Source organism: Sphingosinicellaceae bacterium (genome assembly GCA_019285715.1).
Taxonomy (GTDB): Bacteria; Pseudomonadota; Alphaproteobacteria; order Sphingomonadales; family Sphingomonadaceae; genus Glacieibacterium.
In genome coordinates this window covers 2,239,395-2,256,549 of record CP079108.1, presented here as the reverse complement: position 1 = coordinate 2,256,549, position 17,155 = coordinate 2,239,395, and the positions used below count along the sequence as shown (strand labels likewise).

The following is a 17,155-nucleotide window of genomic DNA, read 5'->3' as shown; positions in this document are numbered from 1 at the left end:
ACTAGCGACAGATAAACGACACTCTATAGCCCAAGCTTCCATGCAGTTAATATCGACCAAGACGGTCTCGTTCTTCTTTAAGTTTTATCAAAGATGAAACTAGCAAGTCCATGTCGGTCGAAGGCTTAGGCTCTCCATCAGCTCGCGCTTGTTGGCGCGCCCTCCGCGCATGGGTCAGAGCTTGCGGCAATCGATCCTTTAGCTGAGCAAAAATACCTTTGTCAGATTTACCGTAAGCAGGAATCTCGGCCTTCAAAGATCGAATCATATTGTCACCAGGTGAACGGCCTCCTGTTCGCACAATCGTCCTTCTTGAGAATCGAAAATGCAGGAGATACCAATACTCGAACGTTGGATGAGACACGATCGTAGTTATCGGAACCCCGTTCCTACGTTCCTGACGAGCAAGCTGAAGAGCAGGATTAAACGTCGTATGCTCATCCCTATCAATAACGCAATATACAGTATCAATTGATGAGTCTTCACGATATACTGCCAGAGCGTATTTCACAACGCTTAGCGGATCGCTACCACACTCCTCTCCGTAAACTCGAATATTGCTCAACAGGAATTCCTGCCGCAACCCATCGAGATAATAGGGTTCAGTACACGAACCTTCACAGACAATAGCAATCCGACGCTGCGGGGCATATATTTCTTGCCGACGTCCAAGGAGCGCAGGCCCTCTGTAACTCAGCTGAGGCCTACTACGCGTCATGGTACGAACGCGTTACGGGTATCCCACCATATCGCCCTCCTAGATAACCCCGCAAGAATGACTCGTTCTGCTTCGGCTTAAACTCCGAAAGCGGGTACAAACGAGACCCAGCCTCAGGTGTTTTATCGATAAACCAAACTTGATCTGAGCGCAGCATGTTTTCTCGAAGAAGTGTCGCCTCATGACAGGTTATAATAAGCTGAGCGTTACTAGTATTTTTGCTCGAGTCAAAAAACATTGAAACTAACGCCTTCAGCGCAAGAGGATGTAATCCGCTATCTAGTTCATCAATAACCAAAGTATAACCACGCTTAAGGGTCTCAAGCCAAGGACCAGCTAAGTTGTACAAAATATTCGTGCCAGTGGATTCGTCTTCCATATCAAAGCTCACAAGATCCCCGTTGATCGATCTACGCGCGATCTCTGCCTGATATAATTTGCGCCCCTTCATGTTCTTTATGACTTCTGTGCGCACCTCATTTGGAAGATCTTCTGGTAAGTCGCTTTCGCGAAAATCTTCTTCAGTTGTTATGACATCACAAACACCCGGATCCACCGAACGCAAGATATCCAAGACAGACGTTTTACCTTCCGCAGCATGACAAATAGAAGAAGTGACAGATTGACTTATCTGTTCTTGTCCAAGCAAAACGCGAAACTTTCCACTAAGCCACTCAAATGGTTCTTGAAATTCGACTGAGTTAAGCTGGACTGCTACAGACAGGAAAAGAGCATTAGGCCGTGTAGATTCTTGCCACAGTTTACGCTCTCCGCGTACGCGTGAATTAACGTACCAATCATAATTTCCATCAGACCTTATGTCTCGACTAAAAATGTGCCTAAGACGCCCCTCAAATGCTGTCTCGTACAACCATTCATGATGAATCTTCTGCTGATCGACTGCAAACCCATACTGATAGGTTGTTCTATCAACGATAAAAATAATTTCGAACTGACTGGGCTCATCTAAAAGTGCTGGATCGAGACGATATGCGTCAACGTCCAACACATCTCCAATCTGTCCACTTCTAGCGGAGTTTGCTACAAACAGCTGCAAAAATGACATCGCGCGGACAAGATTGGATTTTCCACCGGAGTTGGCACCGTAGATTACCGCACCTTTCAGTAGCATAGGCGCAGTCTTCAAGCCCGTTGCAAAACTTCTTCCACGCCGTGCGGTCGTCTGCCTCCCGGCCTCAAGGGTTAGAGTCTGCTCGTCGCGAAACGATCGGAAATTTCTGATTGAAAACCGTACCAGCATCGCTTAGCCCAACCATAAATAACGATTCTGGCAAACTTTATGCTCAAACCGGGCCTTGTTGTAAAGCTTATCCCAGTTACTACCCCAACAACCCCTTCAAATACCCCCCCGTCCAGCTCCGCGCGCACTTCGCCACCGCCTCGGGTGTCCCCACCGCGACGATCTCGCCGCCCTTGTCGCCGCCGTCTGGGCCGAGGTCGATGACCCAGTCGGCGGTCTTGATGACTTCGAGGTTGTGCTCGATGACGACGACGGTGTTGCCCTGGTCGACGAGGGCGTGGAGGACTTCGAGGAGCTTGCGGACGTCCTCGAAGTGGAGGCCGGTGGTGGGCTCGTCGAGGATGTAGAGCGTGCTGCCGGTGGCCCGGCGGCTGAGCTCCTTCGCCAGCTTGACGCGCTGGGCCTCGCCGCCGCTGAGGGTCGTCGCCTGCTGGCCGATCTTGACGTAGCCGAGCCCGACCTCGTGGAGCATCGCGAGCTTGTCGCGGATCGGCGGGACGGCCTTGAAGAACTCGACGCCGTCCTCGACGTTCATCTCGAGCACGTCGGCGATCGACTTGCCCTTGAACTTCACCTCCAGCGTCTCGCGGTTGTAGCGGTGGCCGTGGCAGACGTCGCAGGTGACGTAGACGTCGGGGAGGAAGTGCATCTCGATCTTGATCAGCCCGTCGCCGGTGCACGCCTCGCAGCGCCCGCCCTTGACGTTGAAGCTGAAGCGCCCGGGCTTGTAGCCGCGCGCCAGAGACTCGGGCAGGCCGGCGAACCAGTCGCGGATGTTGGTGAAGGCGCCGGTGTAGGTGGCGGGGTTGGAGCGCGGCGTGCGGCCGATCGGCGACTGGTCGATGTCGATGACCTTGTCGAGATACTGGAGGCCGGTGACCTCGTCGTGCGCGCCGCTGAGGATGCGCGCGCCGTTCAGGGTGCGCGCGGCCGACGCATAGAGCGTGTCGATGGTGAAGGTCGACTTGCCCGAGCCCGAGACCCCGGTGACGCAGGTGAAGGTGCCGAGCGGGATGCTCGCGGTGACGTTCTGCAGGTTGTTGGAGCGCGCGCCCTTGACGGTGAGCTTCTTGCCGCTGCCCTTGCGGCGCTTGGCGGGCACGGGGACGCTGCGGCGGCCGCTGAGATAGTCGCCGGTGATCGAGTTCGGGTTGTCGAGGATGTCCTGCAGGCTGCCCTCGGCGACGACCGCGCCGCCGTGGACGCCCGCGCCCGGGCCCATGTCGACGATGTAGTCGGCGGTGCGGATCGCGTCTTCGTCATGCTCGACCACCAGCACGGTGTTGCCGAGGTCGCGGAGGCGCTTCAGGGTCACGAGCAGCCGGTCGTTGTCGCGCTGGTGGAGGCCGATCGAGGGCTCGTCGAGGACGTAGAGGACGCCGGACAGGCCGGAGCCGATCTGGGAGGCGAGGCGGATGCGCTGGCTCTCGCCGCCCGACAGCGTGCCGGACTTGCGGTCGAGGCTGAGGTATTCGAGGCCGACATTGTTGAGGAAGCCGAGGCGCTCGGTAATTTCCTTGAGGATGCGCTCACCGATCTGGCGCTCCTTGGGGGTGAGCTTGTCCGCTAGGGTGGTGGCCCAGGCATAGGCTTGCGAGACAGGACGGCGGACCGCGTCGGCGATGGACTCGCCGGCGATCTTGACGCTGAGCGCCTCGGGCTTGAGGCGGGCGCCGTGGCAGACCTCGCACGGGGCCGACGACTGGTAGCGCGACAGCTCCTCGCGCATCCAGGCGGATTCGGTGGCGCGGAAGCGCTTGTCGAGGTTGGCGATGACGCCTTCGAAGGGCTTGGTGACCTCATAGGACTTGCGGCCGTCCTCGAAGCGGAGCGCGATGGCGCGGGGGCCGGTGCCGGTGAGGACGGCGGCCTGCTGCGCGGGCGTGAGGTCGGACCATTTGGTCTTGAGGGTGAAGTCGTAGGCGCGCGCGATCGAGGCAAGGACCTGCATGTAATAAGGGGAGGGCGGCTGCGACTTGGCCCAGGGCATGACGGCGCCCTGAGCGATGGTCAGCGCCTGGTTGGGGACGATCAGATCGGGGTCGAAGTAAAGCTTCTCGCCGAGACCGTCGCAGGCGGGGCAGGCACCTTGCGGGGCGTTGAAGGAGAACAGGCGCGGCTCGATCTCGGCGATGGTGAAGCCGGAGACCGGGCAGGCGAACTTCTCGGAGAAGGTGATGCGCTCAGGACTCGCGTCGGCGACGTGCTCGCCGTCGGGGGTCAGCGGCGGGTCGGCGAACTCGACGATGGCGAGGCCGTCCGCGAGCTTGAGCGCCGCCTCGAAGCTTTCGGCGATGCGCGAGGCGGCGTCGGGGCGGACGACGATGCGGTCGACGACGACGTCGATGTCGTGCTTGTACTTCTTGTCGAGCGCCGGGGCGTCGTCGATGTCGTACAGGGTGCCGTCGATCTTGACGCGCTGGTAGCCGTCCTTCTGGAGCTGGCCGAGCTCCTTCTTGTACTCGCCCTTGCGGCCGCGGACGATCGGGGCGAGCAACAGCAGGCGGGTGCCTTCGGGCAGGTCGAGGACGCGGTCGACCATCTGGCTGACCTGCTGGGCGGTGATCGGCAGGCCGGTGGCGGGCGAGTACGGCACCCCGACGCGCGCCCACAGCAGGCGCATGTAGTCGTAGATCTCGGTGACGGTGGCGACCGTCGAGCGCGGGTTCTTCGACGTGGTCTTCTGCTCGATGCTGATTGCGGGCGACAGGCCGTCGATGTGGTCGACGTCGGGCTTCGACATCAGCTCGAGGAACTGGCGCGCGTAGGCGGACAGGGACTCGACGTAGCGGCGCTGGCCCTCGGCATAGATGGTGTCGAACGCGAGCGACGACTTGCCCGAGCCTGAGAGCCCGGTGATGACCACCAGGCTGTCGCGCGGCAGGTCGACGTCGACGCCCTTGAGATTATGCTCGCGCGCGCCGCGCACCTTGATGTGGGTCAGCATAAGAAGAGTTTGTTCCAGATTTGTTCGGGTCGCGCAAGCGCCCTGCGGATGTCGCTAGATGGGGAGGAAAGGCCCAACTCGCAAGCGCGGCGGAAGGTCCGGCGCTTGCCGCGCGCTGGTGCCGGGCCTGGCAGTACCGCCAATAGGCAAAGCGTTAAGATCGATGAACTATCGAACGATCACCCACTCCAGCGACAGGAGGGCGTTCGTGGTCGAGTTCGGATCGACAGGCGCATCCCGCCCGGCTCGCCGGTGAGCCGCGCGTATCGCCCCGAGATCGACGGCCTGCGCACGGTCGCCATCCTGCCGGTGCTGCTGTTTCACGCTGGCGTGTCCGGACTGCCGGGCGGCTTCGTCGGTGTCGACGTGTTCTTCGTGATCTCGGGCTTCCTGATCACCGGGATCATCGCGCGCGAGGTCGACGAGCAGCGCTTCTCGATCGTGCGCTTCTACGAACGTCGCATCCGGCGCATCCTGCCGGCGCTGGTCGCGGTGATGGTGGCGGTGCTGGCGGGAGCGGCGTGGCTGTATTTTCCGGGTGATTTCCGGATGGTGCCGCGGTCGGTGATCGCGGCGCTGCTGTCCGGTTCGAACATCCTGTTCTGGTCGGAGGCGGGCTATTTCGACGCCGCCGCGCACAGCAAGCCGATGCTGCACACCTGGTCGCTGGCGGTCGAGGAGCAGTTCTACATCGTCTTCCCGCTGCTGCTGATCCTGCTCCACCGCTACGGCGCGCGCTCGCTCCTGCATGTGCTTGCAGCGATCTTCGTGGGGTCGCTGGCACTGTGCATCGTGCTGACCCGGACTCACCCCGAGTTCGCCTTTTACCTGCTGCCGACCCGCGCGTGGGAGTTGATGGCGGGGGCCTTGCTGGCGGTCGGTGCGGTGCCGGCCGTGACCGACCGGCGGGCGCGCGAGGTCGTCGCGGTCGCCGGGCTCGCTGCGATCGGCTGGGCAGTGGTGGCGTTCACCCCCGCAACCGCCTTCCCCGGTGCCGCCGCGCTGCTCCCGGTGCTGGGGGCCGCGGCGCTGATCCACGCCGCAGAGGGAACGGCGGTCGGGCGCCTGCTGAGCCTGCGGCCCGTCGTGTTCGTCGGGCAGATCTCCTATTCGCTCTATCTGTGGCACTGGCCGGTCATCGTGTTCGCGGAATACGCGACCGACCGGCGGCTGACGGGCGGCTGGACGGTGGCCGCCATTGCCGTGTCGTTCGTGCTGGCGGCGCTGTCGTGGCGCACCGTCGAGCGGCCGTTTCGAAACTCGCAGTGGGTGCCGCAAGCCCGGCTGTTCAAGCTCGCGGGCGTGGCAGCGGCGTCGATCGTCGTCGTCTCGATCGCGGGTGTTGCGGCCCGCGGGTGGCCGCAGCGCTTCGCCCCGGAGGTGCTGGCCCTCGACGCGGCATCTAAGGGAGTGAGTCCGCGACGCGACGCCTGCCACCGCCAGCAGGACGACCCGCCCGGCATACCGCCGTGCCGGTTCGGAGCGGATGTGCCGCCTGCGGCCCTGCTGTGGGGCGACAGTCACGGTGTCGAGATGAGCTATGCATTGGGCGAACTTGCCCGGGTGCGCGGCCAGTCGCTGGTGTCCGAGACGACCTCGGACTGCACACCCGTCCTCGGATTGGTTTCGCTCGGCGATGCCTGCGCGGCCCGGAACCGCGAGGTCGTGTCGTACCTCGACGCTCATCCTGGCATCCGCACGTTGTTCATCGTCGGTTTCTGGGCCAACCCGGCAAACCAGCGGCGCCCGGGCCTTCCGCAGGCACTCGCCGCGACGATCGCACGCTTGCGGACCGGAGGGCGTACGGTCGTGCTGCTCGGCGGGGTCCCGATGCAGGCCTGGCCGGTGCCGCGCCACCTCGCGCATCTGGAGCAACGCGGGGTGCTCAGCGAGCCCGATGGCGTGACTCTGGCCGAACACACGGCGATGACCCGCTATCTGGCTCCGACGCTCGCCGGCCTGCGCGCCGATGGGGTGACGGTGGTCGAGCCCAGCGACCTGCTCTGCCGCTCGGGCCGGTGCGATGTCTATCGCGGCGGGCAGGTGCTGTATTTTGACCGCCACCATCTCAGCGTCGCCGGTGCGCGCATCGTGGCGGCGGGATTGGCACCATATCTCCCCACACCCTGATCGACCCGGTGGCGGGGAGGGCAGCGGAACGCCGTACCCGCCCCATCCGTTTTGTCGGAAAGGAGAGCCACTGCCATGTCCGGTTCCGAAGACGAAAAGCGCCCCCTCGCCCACGCCGACACGCCGCCCAATTCCGAGCATCGCGACGCGCTCGACGCCGAGAGCCACGCCGGACTGAAGCGCGACCCGTCGAGCGAGGACGCCAAGCTCGATGTCGCGCTCGACGAGACCTTCCCGACCAGCGATCCGCCGTCGAATACCCAGCCCGGCCGCGGCCTCGATCCCGCACCGTCGAGCGGGTTCAAGGAGGATGCCGCCGAGCCGCCGACGCTCGACGGCGAGTAGCTGCGCGGATCTCCCCGCCTCAGGGGCAATAGCTCCAGTTCGCCATGTCGAGGTGGAGGTGGTCGCGGTGCGCGGCGTTGTAGCCGGGACCGAGCACTGTCCCGAACAGCCTGCAACCGCCGTCGTGGGTATCGTGGAGGAACTGAGCGCGTGCCGGCTCGCCCTTCCAGTCGCGCCGCACCGACACCATGCCGCCGCGCTTCAGCCTGAACCCGGCGATGTCGATCGCGTTCGCAGTGGCGTGCTGGCTGCGGCGGTCGCTGCCGGCGATCGCCCGACAGCTGTAGGTGCCGAAGTGTTCGAGCGCCGCGATATCGCTGCCCAGCCCGGCGCGCGCTGCCGGCCGCACCACGCGGCGTTCCCATAATGTCAACGCGACGGCGAGCGGGCAGGTCAGCACCGGGCCGCGTGGTGACAGCTCCGGCCCCGTCAGCCGCACCGCGCCCTTGAACCCGCAGCCGGGGCCGGTGACCCGGTCGGGCATCGGCGTGAACTGCACGTGGGCGGCGGCGAGCACACTCCGGCACCAGCGCGGATCGTCGCGCACGCTCGCGAGTGCCCAGGTGTCGGCACGACCCCCGACGGTGGCGAAATCGCTCGGTGTCCACGCACGGTGAAGGGGCGCGATCAGTTCCAGGCCGCGCACCACGATCCAGCATAAGGCGACCGTCAGCGCGATCGACAACAGGACGCGCAACGTGGTCTCCGTACTGGTTCCGGCAGCTCAACCCGCGCCGGCGTCGCCTGTGCCATCAGGGCGGGATCGTGCCGCTTGCGCATCGAGTAATGCGCTTCAACTCGATGCTGCGGCGCACCATCACCGTAGCCGCAGCATGGTTGAGGCGTTATAGGCGGGTAAAGGCGCGGACTCGATCCGCGTCGCGGCTCTTGGTGTAGATTGTGGCGACCAGACTGACTTCGCAAGCGCTCGAAAAGCCATGGGGCCGCCGCGACCTGTCGCCGTGGACCGACATCGTGCCCGCCTCGTCGATCGGCGAGATGGTTTATTCCGCGCCCGAGGGCGATGCCGCCGAGCTGCTGGTCAAGATCCTGTTCACCGCCGACCGCCTGTCGGTCCAGGTCCATCCCCCCGAGGCTGCGGCGCTAGCAAGCGGCTACCCGCGCGGCAAGGACGAGGCGTGGCTGATCCTCGAGGCGGTGCCCGGGGCGACGATCGCGCTGGGGCTACGCGAGCCGCTCGCTGCCGACGCGCTGGCCGCGGCGGCGCTCGACGGCTCGATCGAGCATCTGCTCGACTGGCGGGTGGTCAAGGCCGGCGACCTGATCTTCGCGCCCGCCGGGACCATCCACGCCATCGGCGCCGGCATCACGCTGGTCGAAATCCAGCAGAACCTCGACCTGACCTACCGGCTGTTCGACTACGGGCGGCCGCGCGAACTTCACCTCGCCGCGGGCGTCGCGGTCGCCGACGTCGCGCCTTGGCGAGACCTGGCAACGCGACGGGCGCTCGGTGCGGGGCGGGTGGCGCTGGTCGAGGGACCAAGCTTCGTCATCGAGCGCATCGCCGTCGACGGCGCGGTCAGGCTCGAGCCGGCCGCCGATCGTCCGGCGACACTGGTACTGCTGAGCGGGCAGGGCACCCTCGACGGCCAGCGCTGCACCGGCGGCGAGGTCTGGATGACCACCGGAGCCTGCGACGCGGTGTTCGACGAGCCGTCCGAAGTGCTGGTCGCCTATCCGGGAGCTGACGTTGTCCCCGCGCTCTGGACCACAGCGCGCGTCGACGTCGCCGCCTGATTACTGGCGGCGGACGCTGTTCAGCCGCTCCTCGGTGACCGGGTAGTCGCAGTTCGCCGGGATCGTCAGCCAGGTCTCGCCGTCGCGCTCGACGATCTCGGGCTGGATGCGGGTCATCGTTGTCGTCGCCAGCCGTTCGAGCAGCGCCGCGCTGGTCGGATACTGCGCCAGCCGCTCGAGGTTGCGGAGCGTCGGGAAGACCACGCTGATCTCCTTGTTCGTCGCCTGCGCCACCGCATTCGCTGCAGTCGTCCAGTGCGCCGCGACCGCCTCGACCCCGTCGGGCGTGACCTCGCTTCCCGACGCGACGACCGCGACGTAGAACAAGGTGTCGAAGCGCCGGTGCAGCCCCATCGGCGGAACCCAGTGCGCATACGGCGTCAGCCGCACGGCATCGGCGCGGTGCCCGGTCGCGGCGAGAAAGGCGGCATAGGTCCCGGCCTCGTCCGCAGTCTCGGCAAAGCGCGCGCGCCAGAGGGCCAGCGTCTCGGCGGGGAGGGGCGGGCCCGCCGACAGCACGATCCCGACCTCCTCGAGCGCCTCGCGGGCGGCGGCGATGCGGGCGGCCGCGTCGGTGTCGTCGAGCGCCTCGAAGCCCGTCGCCAGCATCGGGTCCCGCGCCACCCCGAGGTCGCCCGGATCGACCTTGCCGCCCGGGAACACCATCGCGCCACCCGCGAAACCGAGCTTGCCGTGGCGCTCGGTGAGCAGCAGTTCGACACCGCCGGGGGCATCGCGGAGGACGACGACGGTCGCGGCGGGGCTGGCTTCGTTCATGTTTGCTGGTCTATCCGCGCCGCGCTCAAAACGCCACGCCGAGGTCGCCGGGGCGGAGCGGCGGCCCGAGCTGCTCCATCGTGCACTGGCCGGGCGCCTTGTCGGGCCGCCAGCGCAGGAAGCCGGTGCCGTGGCGAAAGCGGTCACCCGTCACCTGGTCGAAGCGCACCTCCACCACCAGATCGTGCGCCAGCGGCACCCACTCGCTCGAACGCTCGGTCGACCAGCGCGACGGCCCGCCGGGAGCCTTGCCGGTAAAGCCCTCGCCCGGCAGCGCCTCGAGCTGCTTCGTCAGCGCCGCGAGGTCCATGCCGCCCAGCCCCGAGGTGAAGCCGACGTGGTTGAGCAGCCCGGCGTCGTCGTACAGCCCGAGCAGCAGCGACGCGACGGTCGTGCTGTTCGCGCCGTAGCGGAAGCCGCCGACGACGCAGTCAGCGGTCCGCTGGCGCTTGACCTTGAGCATCGCGCGCTCGCCGAAGCGGTAGGGCTGATCGAACCGCTTGGCGACCACGCCGTCGAGCGCGGCGCCCGATCGTTCGAGCCACGCCTGCGCCTGCTTGAGCTTGGTCGTCGCGGGAGACAGCGCGATGCCGTCGGACGGGTTCGCCGCGACGAACGCCTCGAGCCGGGTGCGCCGCTCGCTCAATGGCAGCCCGGCCAGCGGCTCTCCGTCGTCGAGCAGGTCGAACACCATCAGCCGCGCCGGCGTCGCCACCGACAGCTTGAGGATGCGGCTTTCGGCCGGGTGCAGCCGGGCCTGCAGCGCGTCGAACGACAGCGCCCCTTCGACGTCGATGAGCAGCTCGCCGTCGAGAACGAAGCGCCGGGCGCGCAGGGCGGCGACCAGTGCCGTCACCTCGGGGAAATAGCGCCCGAGCGGCTTGCCCGACTTGGACATCAGCACGATGTCGTCGCCCGAGCGGAAGACGAGGCAGCGGAAGCCGTCCCATTTCGGCTCGAACTGCCAGCCAGATTCGTCAGGCAGGACCGCCACGAGCTTGGCTTCCATCGGGGCGAGGGTGGTATCCATGCGGGGTGCAACGCGCGGGGCTCGACACTTACCCCCACCAATCTCCCGCGCCGCCTTGCCCGACTCCGCCCCGATGCCCCATCTAGCCGCCATGTCCCACGCGCCGTTCGTCCATCTCCGCGTCCAGTCCGCCTACTCGATGCTGGAAAGCGCCTGCCTGCCCAAGGACATCGCCAAGGCGTGCCGCACGATGGGGTTCGCCGCCGTCGCGCTCGGCGACCGCAACAACATGTTCGGCGCGATGGAGTTCTCGGAGGCCTGCGCCGACGCGGGGGTCCAGCCGATCGTCGGGGCGCTGGTCGCGGTCGAGCGGCCCGGGGCGCGGTCGATCCTGTCGAAGCCGGTGACCGACTGGCTGGTCCTGCTCGCCCAGGATGCGGGGGGCTATTCGAACCTCATCGCATTGGTCAGCGAGGCGCATCTCGGCAGCGCCGGGACCGACGAGCCGAAGCTGACCCTCGACGCCATCGCAGCTCGCAGTGACGGCCTGCTGTGCCTGACCGCGGGCGCCGAGGGTGCGCTGGCGCGGCTCATCTCCGAGGGCCAGGACGCCACCGAATACGCCGACCGCCTCGTCGCAGCGTTCCCCGAGCGGCTGTATATCGAGGTTAGCCGCACCGCCGATCCCATTGAGATTAAGTCGGAACACGTCCTCGTGGCGCTCGCCCACGACCGCGACCTGCCGCTGGTCGCAACCAACCCGGTGCGCTTCCTGACGCCCGACTACCACGCCGCGCACGACGCCATGCTGTGCATCGCCGACAGCGCCTATGTCGACGCCGAGACCCGCCGCCGCTCGAACGCCGAGCATTGGCTCAAGTCCCCCGCCGACATGGCGATGCGCTTTGCCGACCTGCCCGAGGCGCTGTCGAACACGCTCGTTGTCGCCCGGCGCTGCGCGGTCGCTGCGCCGGCGCGCAAGCCGATCCTGCCGAGCCTGCTCGCGGGCGACGCCGAGGCCGAGAAACTGTCGCTCGCCACCGATGCCCGCGCCGGGCTCGACGCGCGCCTCGATGCGGCGGGTGTCGAGGACCGCGAGGCTTACATCCAGCGCCTCAACTTCGAGTGCCAAGTCATTCAGGACATGGGCTTTGCCGCCTACTTCCTGATCGTCGCCGACTTCATCGTCTGGGCCAAGTTGCAGGGCATTCCGGTCGGCCCGGGGCGCGGTTCGGGCGCCGGCTCGGTGGTCGCCTGGGCGCTGACCATCACCGACCTCGACCCGATCGTCCACGGCCTGCTGTTCGAGCGCTTCCTCAACCCCGACCGCGTGTCGATGCCCGACTTCGACATCGACTTCTGCGAAACCCGCCGCGACGAGGTGATCCAGTACGTCCAGGCGCGCTATGGCCGCGACCGCGTCGCCCAGATCATCACCTTCGGGCGGCTGAAGGCGCGCGCCGTCATCAAGGACGTCGGCCGCGTCCTGCAGATGCCCTACGGCCAGATCGACCGGCTGGCGAAGCAGGTGCCGAGCCACCCGACCGACCCGTGGACACTGGCGCGCACGCTCGGCGTCGGTGCCGACAAGGACGGCAAGAAGCACGAGGGCATCGGCGAGTTGATGGCCGAGCGGCGGCGCGACCCCAAGGTCGAGCGCATGTTCGACATCGCGCTCAAGCTGGAAGGGCTGCCGCGCCACGCCTCGACCCACGCCGCGGGCGTCGTCATCGGCGACCGGCCACTGGCCGAGCTGGTGCCGATGTACCGCGACCCGCGCTCCGACATGCCGGTCACGCAGTTCGACATGAAGTACGTCGAAAAGGCCGGCCTCGTGAAGTTCGACTTCCTCGGCCTGAAGACGCTGTCGGTGCTCGACCGCGCGCAGAAGCTGCTCGCGGCGCGCGGCGTCGAGGTCGACTGGAACGCGCTGCCGCTCGACGATCCCGCGGTTTATGCCTTGCTGTCGCGGGCCGACACGGTGGGCGTCTTCCAGTTCGAATCGGAGGGCATGCGCCGCGCGCTGACCCAGGTCCGGCCCGACTGTTTCGCCGATATCGTCGCGCTCGGCGCCCTCTATCGGCCGGGCCCGATGGAGAACATCCCGAGCTTCGCCAACCGCAAGCACAAGCGCGAGGCGATCCAGCTGCTCCACCCGGCGATGGAACCGGTGCTGGCCGAAACCTACGGCATCATCGTCTACCAGGAGCAGGTGATGCAGATCGCCCGCACGCTGGCGGGCTACAGCCTCGGCGAGGCCGACCTGCTGCGCCGCGCGATGGGCAAGAAGATTCTCGCCGAGATGAATGCGCAGAAGCAGCGCTTTGCCGAAGGTGCGGCGGCGCTCGACATCCCGAAGCAGACCGCCACGGCGATCTTCGACCTGGTGCTCAAGTTCGCCAACTACGGCTTCAACAAGTCGCACGCGGCCGCCTACGCCATGCTCAGCTACCAGACCGCGTGGCTGAAGGCGCACCATCCGACCGAGTTCTTCGTCGCCTCGATGGCGTACGACCTGACCAACACCGACCGGCTGGCGATCTTCGTCGACGACGCGCGGCGCAGCGGCGTCAAGGTGTTGCCGCCGTGTATCAATGCAAGCTCCGAGGACTTTTCGGTCGAGGCGACGGGCGACACGCTTGCGGTCCGCTATGCGCTGGCCGGCCTCAAGGGTGTCGGCGAGAAGGCGATGGCGGCGATCTGCGCGGCGCGCGCGGCGGGTGGCAAGTTCACGACGCTCGCCGACTTCGCACACCGGATCGACCCGAAATTGCTCAACAAACGCCAGCTCGAAAGCCTGATCGCGGGCGGTGGTTTCGACGGAATCGCGGCGAATCGCGCCGGGGTACACCGGCTGGCGGAAGCGCTGCTCGGCACCGCGCAGGCGGCGGCGGCGGCGCGCGAGAGTGCGCAGGTCGCGCTGTTCGGCGATGCCCCCGAGCGCTCGACCGCAATGCTGGTGCCGCCCGCGGTGCGCTGGACGCTGGCCGAGGCGATGGGGTTCGAGAAAGAGGCCTTCGGGTTTTACTTCTCCGGCCATCCCGCGGATGCATTCGCGCACGTCCTCGAGGCCAACGGAGCGAAGACCTGGGCTGAGGTCTGCGGCATGTCGGCACCGCGCGAGGGCGGGCGCTTCGGCGCGGTGATGGCCGGATTGATCGAGGAAATGCGCTGGCGCACCCCGCAAAAGGGCGGCGATCCGTATCTGCTGCTGACGGTCAGCGATTCGAGCGGGCAGTTCGTCGCGAGCTGCTTCAATGCCGAGGCACAGGCGCTGATCGAGTCCGCGGTCGCGGCGGCACAGCCGGTGCTGCTCCAGGTCGAACTGCAGTGGCGCGACAGCGACGAGAGTCCGCGCGTCGCTGTCGCCGGCCTGACCCCGCTCGCCGAGATGGCGCTGCGGACGCGGTGCCGGCTGACGGTCGACCTCGGTCCCGGCTCGATCGGGGCGCTAGCGACGGCACTGGCCCCGGCGCGCGGCGGGCGGGGCGAGGTCCTGGCGCGGATCGCGCTGTCGGGCGGGCGCATCGCCAGCCTGTCGCTGGGGCGGGATTTTGCCATCGACAACGAGCTCAAGGGCCGGGTCGGGCGGCTTGGTGGGGTCGAGCGGGTGGCACTGGGCGCAGGCTAGCCTGAGGCTGGCGGGCCCGGTCTCTGAACTGTCATCCCCGCGCAGGGCGGGGACCCATGAACACCGGCCAAGGTTTCGATGCTCGAACGTCCGACCGTCAATGAAACTGGGTGTTCATGGGTCCCCGCGTGCGCGGGGATGACAGAAATTATTGCGTCAATTTCAATCCAGCCCAGCCCTGTAGAGAGAGTAGAGTGGGCAGCCCTTACTTCGTATCCTTCGCCCCGGCCCCCGCCGTCGGTGACGCCGGGCCGCCGACCTTCGCCGGCTGTGCGGCGGCAGTCTTCGCGTCTGCGACCGGCACGTCGGGCGCCTTGCCCGCAGCGGGCGCGGCTTCGGTCGTCGCAGGCGTAGCCGCTGTCGCGCCCGCAGCGGGAGCGGCAGCCGGTGTTGCGGCCGCCTCGGCAGGAACGGCCGGGATCGGCAGCGGCTTGTCGCTCTTGGAGTTCACGTACGCCGCCACGTCGGCACGGTCCTCGGGCTTGCTGAGGCCGGCGAAGGCCATCTTGTTCCCCGGGATGTACGCCTTCGGGCTGGTCAGCCACTTGTTGATGTTGTCCCAGCCCCAGGTCTCGCCGTGGGTCGCCTGCATCGCCTCCGAATAGCCGAAGCCGACCATATGGGCGTGCGGGCCACCGAGCACGCCATAGAGGTTGGGGCCGATGCCCGCGGGCTGGCCCTTCTCGATGGTGTGGCAGGCGGCGCACTTCTTGAAGATCGCCGCGCCCTTTTCGACCGACGCGGTGGCGAGGAACGCCTCGATCGGCTTGTCCGCGACGGCGACTGCACCGACGGCGGCCTCGGCTTCGACGCCCTCGACGACGTACGAGGGCTTCTTCAGCACCTCCGGCTTATAGATCATGCCGGTGACGATGGTCAGGCCGAGCACGGCGATAGCCGCGGCGAGCACCCAGCCCGCGATCTTGTTCCACTCGAAACTGTCCACCCGGACCTCCGGCAAAGGGCGCTGCGCCCGACGATTAACAATGCCGGGCTATAGGGGCGAAGGGTGCAGTGCGGCAAGGCTTTGCTTGTCACAGCGGTTCACGTGCCATAACCGCTCGCGCCGATGGACAATTATCCCGCCCCCGCGCAGCGCCTCGTTACTGCGATGACCGACGCCGCCGACGCGGAACCGCGCCGCGCGACGGCGTTCCAGGGTGCGCCCGGTGCCTATTCGCATCAGGCGGTGCGCGAGATGTTCCCGCAAGGGCTGCCGCTGCCGTGCCTGTCGTTCGAAGACGCCATCGAGGCGGTGCAGACCGGAGCGGCGGCGCGCGCCGTCATCCCGATCGAGAATTCGCTCCACGGCCGCGTTGCGGACATCCATTTCCTGCTGCCGGAGTCCGGGCTGCACGTCGTCGGCGAGCATTTCGTCCGGGTCAGTCATTGCCTGATGTCGGCGGGCCCGCGCGACGCGATCCGCGAGGCCGCCAGCCACCCTCAGGCGCTCGGCCAGTGCCGCCAGCGGCTGCGCGAATGGGGCATCACCCCGGTCGGCAGCTTCGATACCGCCGGGGCCGCGGCCATGGTCGCCGAGCGCCGCGAGGCGGGCATCGCCGCCATCGCCTCGACGCTGGCGGCCGAGCTTTACGGCCTGACCATCCACGCGGAGGGCATCGAGGATGCGGCCCACAACACCACGCGCTTCGTCGTGCTGGCGCGCGACGCGGTCGAGCCGCCGCCCGGGGTGCCGGTGATGACGTCGATCAACTTCGAGGTGCGGCAGCGGCCCGCGGCGCTGTTCAAGGCGCTCGGCGGCTTCGCGACCAACGGCATCAACATCACCAAGCTCGAGAGCTACCTGCGCGACGGCGGTTTCGCAGCAGCGGAATTCTATGCCGAGATCGTCGGCGCGCCGAGCGAGCAGGCGGTGGCGAATGCCCTCGACGAGCTGCGCTATCACACCAACTGGCTGCGGCTGTTGGGGACCTACGTCCAGGCAAGACCGCGCGCCTGAGCAGTGATCTCGCCGGTAAACGGGGAGGGCGCTTACGCGCGGATCAGCCGACCAGTTCAGGTTCTGCCGCCATCCGGTCGAACACCGCGCGAACGCCTGCGGGGCCAGCCCGCGTCAGGGCCCCGTCGGCGATCTCGGCGCGGCTCCACAGCCACGTTCGCGCCGGGTCGTCGCGCATCGCCCAGTCCGCGAAACGTCGCTCGGTAGCGGGCCCCCCATCGAGCCGCTGGACGTCCAGATGACGATCGTCACGGACAATATTCCGGTACAGCGTTGCGAGCGCCTCCGGCGGTCCTTCCAGCCATTGCAGGTAGAGGTCCTGGCGGACGATCAGCGCGCCGGTGATGCCGTCGCGGGCGTTATTGCGCCGCGCCTGTCGCAGCAGCCCGCCCAGCATCGCTTCGTCGAATCCGAACGGATGTGAAGCATAAATCAGGAATTCAAGCGCCATCGACCGTCTCCCCGTCGCGAAAACTGCGCCCGATTCCCTATCGGTGCAACTACTTACCCCGGCATGGATCGTCGGCTGCGAAACAGTCGATAACCCGGCGCGGGATCTCAGCCGACCGTTGATCAAGGTGGCCAAACGCTGACGCGGGATGGCTCGCTAAGCCCAGCCCGCCGCCTGCCGTTCTACGCTGCACACCCCGGCGGCGCG

13 protein-coding genes are annotated in these 17,155 nt (G+C 66.6%); 5 read left to right on the top strand and 8 right to left on the bottom strand.

The genetic code is table 11. The features are described from left to right. Positions 1-46: 46 nt before the first annotated feature. The 3 genes from KX816_10470 to uvrA all read right to left on the bottom strand — a co-directional run bounded on the left by KX816_10470 (position 47) and on the right by uvrA (position 4,926). Positions 47-718, bottom strand: a complete 672-nt coding sequence (locus KX816_10470) for an RloB family protein (GenBank protein QXQ04741.1) — start codon at positions 716-718, stop codon at positions 47-49. Beyond that, a complete protein-coding gene (locus KX816_10465; protein ID QXQ04740.1) occupies positions 708-1,865 on the bottom strand; it encodes an ATP-binding protein in 1,158 nt (385 codons plus the stop codon). The genes KX816_10470 and KX816_10465 overlap by 11 nt, the downstream gene beginning before the upstream one ends. 193 nt (positions 1,866-2,058) lie before the next feature. Continuing rightward, positions 2,059-4,926 carry an excinuclease ABC subunit UvrA gene (gene uvrA / locus KX816_10460; protein QXQ04739.1) on the bottom strand — a complete coding sequence of 956 codons (2,868 nt, stop codon included), beginning with the start codon at positions 4,924-4,926 and terminating at the stop codon, positions 2,059-2,061. Positions 4,927-4,974: 48 nt separating this feature from the next. Between uvrA and KX816_10455 the strand changes: the two genes are divergently transcribed. Then, positions 4,975-7,056 (top strand): acyltransferase, encoded by a 2,082-nt coding sequence (locus tag KX816_10455; protein QXQ04738.1) that lies wholly within the window; start codon positions 4,975-4,977, stop codon positions 7,054-7,056. Positions 7,057-7,131: 75 nt separating this feature from the next. Further along, positions 7,132-7,401 (top strand): hypothetical protein, encoded by a 270-nt coding sequence (locus KX816_10450; GenBank protein QXQ08717.1) that lies wholly within the window; start codon positions 7,132-7,134, stop codon positions 7,399-7,401. A 19-nt stretch (positions 7,402-7,420) separates the two neighbouring features. Here KX816_10450 and KX816_10445 read toward each other — a convergent pair whose 3' ends face one another. Continuing rightward, the gene (locus tag KX816_10445) at positions 7,421-8,098 is read right to left on the bottom strand and encodes an extensin family protein (GenBank protein QXQ04737.1); all 678 of its coding nucleotides are present in this window, start codon (positions 8,096-8,098) and stop codon (positions 7,421-7,423) included. A 200-nt stretch (positions 8,099-8,298) separates the two neighbouring features. Between KX816_10445 and KX816_10440 the strand changes: the two genes are divergently transcribed. After that, positions 8,299-9,159 (top strand): class I mannose-6-phosphate isomerase, encoded by an 861-nt coding sequence (locus KX816_10440; protein QXQ08509.1) that lies wholly within the window; start codon positions 8,299-8,301, stop codon positions 9,157-9,159. Here KX816_10440 and KX816_10435 read toward each other — a convergent pair whose 3' ends face one another. Both KX816_10435 and KX816_10430 read right to left on the bottom strand, forming a co-directional pair. Next, the gene (locus tag KX816_10435; protein ID QXQ04736.1) at positions 9,160-9,936 is read right to left on the bottom strand and encodes an NUDIX domain-containing protein; all 777 of its coding nucleotides are present in this window, start codon (positions 9,934-9,936) and stop codon (positions 9,160-9,162) included. It lies immediately after the preceding gene. Between the two features lie 25 nt (positions 9,937-9,961). Continuing rightward, on the bottom strand, positions 9,962-10,966 hold the full coding sequence (locus KX816_10430) for an ATP-dependent DNA ligase (protein QXQ04735.1): 1,005 nt from the start codon (positions 10,964-10,966) through the stop codon (positions 9,962-9,964). Positions 10,967-11,057: 91 nt separating this feature from the next. Here KX816_10430 and dnaE point away from each other — a divergent pair, with 91 nt between their 5' ends. Further along, on the top strand, positions 11,058-14,537 hold the full coding sequence (gene dnaE, locus KX816_10425; GenBank protein QXQ04734.1) for a DNA polymerase III subunit alpha: 3,480 nt from the start codon (positions 11,058-11,060) through the stop codon (positions 14,535-14,537). A 205-nt stretch (positions 14,538-14,742) separates the two neighbouring features. Here the strand turns inward: dnaE and KX816_10420 are convergent, their stop codons facing one another. After that, positions 14,743-15,399, bottom strand: a complete 657-nt coding sequence (locus KX816_10420) for a cytochrome c family protein (protein QXQ08508.1) — start codon at positions 15,397-15,399, stop codon at positions 14,743-14,745. A gap of 207 nt (positions 15,400-15,606) precedes the next feature. Between KX816_10420 and KX816_10415 the strand changes: the two genes are divergently transcribed. After that, complete coding sequence (locus tag KX816_10415; GenBank protein ID QXQ04733.1) at positions 15,607-16,497, top strand: prephenate dehydratase; 891 nt, start codon at positions 15,607-15,609, stop codon at positions 16,495-16,497. A 43-nt stretch (positions 16,498-16,540) separates the two neighbouring features. On the opposite strand, the gene KX816_10410 is transcribed toward KX816_10415, so the two are convergent. After that, a complete protein-coding gene (locus KX816_10410) occupies positions 16,541-16,948 on the bottom strand; it encodes a BLUF domain-containing protein (GenBank protein QXQ04732.1) in 408 nt (135 codons plus the stop codon). Positions 16,949-17,155: the final 207 nt, after the last annotated feature.